Source organism: Mycobacterium paraffinicum (assembly GCF_025822865.1).
Classification (GTDB): Bacteria; Actinomycetota; Actinomycetes; order Mycobacteriales; family Mycobacteriaceae; genus Mycobacterium; species Mycobacterium paraffinicum.
The window spans coordinates 1-3,675 of the sequence record NZ_JACKUR010000015.1 but is presented as its reverse complement, the minus strand read 5'-3'; the positions used below and the strand labels follow the sequence as shown (position 1 = coordinate 3,675).

Annotated in this window: 4 protein-coding genes; 3 read left to right on the top strand and 1 reads right to left on the bottom strand. The window is 57.8% G+C overall.

Annotated elements, in window-relative coordinates:
• The first annotated feature begins 452 nt into the window (after nucleotides 1-452).
• Nucleotides 453-830: a hypothetical protein gene (locus tag H7J89_RS05145; protein WP_264037117.1), complete on the top strand. Its 378-nt coding sequence runs from the start codon at nucleotides 453-455 to the stop codon at nucleotides 828-830.
• 142 nt (nucleotides 831-972) lie between these two features.
• On the opposite strand, the gene H7J89_RS26045 is transcribed toward H7J89_RS05145, so the two are convergent.
• Complete coding sequence (locus H7J89_RS26045) at nucleotides 973-1,680, bottom strand: Rv2576c family protein (protein ID WP_504928402.1); 708 nt, start codon at nucleotides 1,678-1,680, stop codon at nucleotides 973-975.
• 276 nt (nucleotides 1,681-1,956) lie between these two features.
• On the opposite strand from H7J89_RS26045, the gene H7J89_RS05140 reads away from it, so the two are divergent.
• Complete coding sequence (locus tag H7J89_RS05140) at nucleotides 1,957-2,781, top strand: Rv1363c family protein (protein WP_264037115.1); 825 nt, start codon at nucleotides 1,957-1,959, stop codon at nucleotides 2,779-2,781.
• Nucleotides 2,782-2,951: 170 nt separating this feature from the next.
• Nucleotides 2,952-3,467 (top strand): Rv2253/PknI dimerization domain-containing protein, encoded by a 516-nt coding sequence (locus tag H7J89_RS05135; protein ID WP_264037114.1) that lies wholly within the window; start codon nucleotides 2,952-2,954, stop codon nucleotides 3,465-3,467.
• Nucleotides 3,468-3,675: the final 208 nt, after the last annotated feature.

Below are 3,675 nucleotides of genomic sequence, written 5' to 3'. Positions count from 1 at the left end.
AAACGGAGGCACTCCCGCTGCCGCTATTCCAGCCCGGCCAGCTACGAAAACACCCACACATTCGCTACGCTGCCAGAAGCTGCTTAATCCAAATCCCGTGTCCACCATCCGGGGTCAAGGCCCTTGCGTTCAATTTTCGGGTAGGTGCTTTGGTCCGTTGCGGGTCCGCAGCGAACACTCCCGTCGCATCCTGCGTCGTTGACGTCGATTGACGTCCCCGGGGCGCGCCGACACCACGCCACAGCCGAGCCGGCGCGCCACCCGGACACCATGACCCGTTCGGTTCCCACCTACATCCGTTCGTGCTGAAAAGATTTGCCGGACCTGCGACTCGTCAATCCTATTTGCGATCACGATTCCGTGACACCAGCATCCCCGTTTCCAAGTCCTGGAGCCCTTTTAGCATTCTCAGGGAGGTTTAAAAATAGGTCGTCGGGGTGTTAAAGTACTACATGCGATCGGCTACGAGCATCGCTGCTGTTTTATTGGCGATTAGCAGTGTTTCAGTTCCTCCTGCCGCCGCAGGACCAACTGTGTGTGACTTTCCGAGTTGCACGCCAGGCATCGCCCCCGGCGTCGAGTTAGGCGCTCCCTGCACCAACACAACATATTACGTGTTTGGCGTGACTTCGTGGGGAAGGCTGGTCTTCTGCGGTTCGCCTAGGCGATACGACCCGAGATGGTTCCGTTCGCCGCTTATGGACGGAATCAAGGAAGAGAATACGCTCTGCTCCACCCATGACACCCATGTCGCACAGGCCCCCGACGGTTTGTTCCTCGCCTGTGTGGCTAAAGACGCCGAGGCGCGTTGGGTTCGAGGAGACCTGTAGGTCAAATTTCGGTGCAGCCGAGCCATTCGCCGCAGTAGCAATGGGGGGCGGTCGAAGTGCGAAGTGTGAATACACTGTTGTCGTGTACGCAGTTGGTGCTCGTGACTCAGTCAGGATCCGATTAAGATTGGTCAGGCATCAATTATGCCGTGCCCCATATGCGTATAGAACACAGCACACCTCTTTCGCCGTCTTTCGACGCGACAACTGCCCCGTCAATCGATAATTCGCAGTGATACACGGGCCTACCGGGTTCGGTACCAGCGCTGGCCGATACAAAGGCCCACATATCCGGTCTAGCCAACCATAATTCATAGGTCCATGGCTTACCCGGAGCGAGATCGGCCTGAACATTAGGGGCGAACTCATACGGGTTGTGACTCCAGTCAGCGAAAACGGCAGGCTCTCGGTCAAGATAGTAGAGCTGAGTGTAGATTGCGCTGCTGGCTGTCACGGTGTATTGGACGTGATGCAGGACCGGATTGTCGTCGGCTTGTGCAGGCGGGGTGGTAAGCCGTGAGACCCCCAAGACCCCCGCCGCGGACAATATGATTGATAAAGCGCTAATCGCAGGAGTGATGCTGACGATCGCGTGCACCGCTCGCTTCAATTGTCCACGAACCCCGCGTGCTCTTCGGTCATTCCGAGGTCTGCACCGTCGGAGATTGGATAACGGCGCCAAGGCGTCACAATCTCGATGCGGAAAGCGGAGCAGCGAATCCAGCCGTCGGCCGTGTTGGCCCCCGACAGTGGTGCAGGCTTCGCGACGGGACGGCGGGCATGACGCGCGGTCGCGGTCGCAGATTAGTAGTGATTCCACCAAGTCCGGCTCCTCATTCAAGTCCGCCATACATTTGCCTCAGGCGATATCGGCAGTGCCGACACGAATATTAAGAATTTCGATCAGGGATAGCTCCATGCTTGCATTCTAGCTGGAAATCTTCCGAAATCTCATATGCACGGTGCGCCACTGCGGGGGAGGCTAGCCGCTGAAGCCGGCGCCGAAATACTTCTGGATGACTGCCACTGATTGATGCTGAGTGGTCCCCAACCTCATAACGTCCGGCGGAAATGATACAGTTGTGTTTTCTACGTTTTCTACTGACTTGCTGCAACTTGGGGAGCCATGCCGCGGAAGCGCATTTTCGGTGAATTCAGCCCTCGGCGCGACAGTCACCGAGACGCCACGAAAACCGACTCGCAGCCGGCACTATCCGGCGTCACTGCCCACGCGCCTGGCTCAGCAGAGGAAGCCGAGGCCCAAGCTGCGCGGGAGAAAGCTCGTGCGGACGATGCTCGCACACGCGCGCAGCGTTTGCGCCGGCGGGCGCAGACGCTTGCCGCGCAGGGGAAGGTGGCGGCCGGATCGCAGGGCGAGGATGGCGACCGGAGGGGCAAAGATAACGGGGACTTAATCGCGGTCGACTATCAGTTGACGGTTCTCCGGCGACATCGACGGTGGCGACTGTTTCCTAGACTGAAGACGGTCGCGGAAGCGACCTTTATCCTTTTCACCTGCGCACTGTTGGCCACGAGCGGATACATAGAGTGGCGCCACCGTGCCGTGTTAGAGGAACGTTACCGGAGTGCCGAGTTTTCGGCGGCAGCTCGGCAAAGCGTGGTGACACTCATGTCTATCGATGCGGCGAAGGCGAGTGGCGACGTCCAGCGAATACTCGATAACTCCACGGGCAAGTTCAAGGACCACCTGCAAGAGTCAGCCGACGGCCTGATCAAGGCGGTGGAGCGTTCGAAGGTGACCACGAAGGTCACCGTGAAAAGCGTGGCCGTCGAATCGATGACTGACGATTCGGCAGTTGTGTTGGTTGCCGCCACATCCGAGCTTCTCGGCGCCGGTAAACCGGACCCGCCACGGTCTTGGCGCGTCGATTTGACCCTCAAAAGGGTTGATGGTCGGCTGAAAATTTCGGATGTCGATTTCCTGCAGTGAAAGTTCGGTGGCCGATTGCACTTTGCCGAACCGGTGTTGAGGCAGAAACCATATTCCTGATAGGGAGTGCTATCTCAAATTCAAAATGGTATCCTCTTTTCGAGGGAATGCAGTGCTGGGCACGACCAAGCCCGGCAGTCATTCGCGTCATTAAATTTCGGGGAGCAGGTATGGCTTCGGTACACGCCTCGGCAACCGCCGCATTGGCGGTCGCCGCGATCGCTGGCAGTGTCGCTATTCCGCCCGCTGCGGCCGGACCCACCAAAGACTACGAGATCAACGGTACCTACCTCGCAACATCGATGGGCGAGTGGGCAAAAACCAACTATTCTTATCACAACGAGGCGACCGTCCGAAGTACCTGGAAAATCAAGTCCAGTTGCACCGATCCTTACGAATGCAGCGGTGAGGTGAGCAGCGATCAGGGGTGGACTGCGTCGATTCGCAAGACCAGTGTTTCCTGGATCCTTGACCGGGATGTTGCCGATTGGGAGCGGTGCGACGATGGCACCGCCTTCCCCGGCAAGCAGAAGTTCAGATTCTACCCCGTAGACGGGGACGGTCAGGTCAAAACCGGATCTCCTATACTGACTGGCGAGGACAAGACTATCGGACCATCCGGCGCCTGCGGAAAAAGCCAGCGGCTCATCATCGTGATGCCATTCAAACTCGTCAAAACTGATTAAGGCCTAATTAGGCTCTTAAATTTTAATGGACCAGTTGTAATTTCGCTCTCACTGAGTGAGTCACTGCAGTAGGAGGCCCTTGGCTGGCCGTGACAGTCTGATTTGGCCCCAGGAGGACGGCTTGATTTGGCCCCGCCTGGATGGCGGCGGGGCGTTGTTGTGACGGTCTGATTTGGCCCCACTTCGGTGACACGCCGTGTTGGTTATG

What these genes read in the sequence shown, in the direction of transcription:
- H7J89_RS05145 (WP_264037117.1), top strand. Translation starts at nt 453, where the DNA reads ATGCGATCGGCTACGAGCATCGCTGCTGTTTTATTGGCGATTAGCAGT.
- H7J89_RS26045 (WP_504928402.1), bottom strand. Translation starts at nt 1,680, where the DNA reads ATGGCGGACTTGAATGAGGAGCCGGACTTGGTGGAATCACTACTAATC.
- H7J89_RS05140 (WP_264037115.1), top strand. Translation starts at nt 1,957, where the DNA reads ATGCCGCGGAAGCGCATTTTCGGTGAATTCAGCCCTCGGCGCGACAGT.
- H7J89_RS05135 (WP_264037114.1), top strand. Translation starts at nt 2,952, where the DNA reads ATGGCTTCGGTACACGCCTCGGCAACCGCCGCATTGGCGGTCGCCGCG.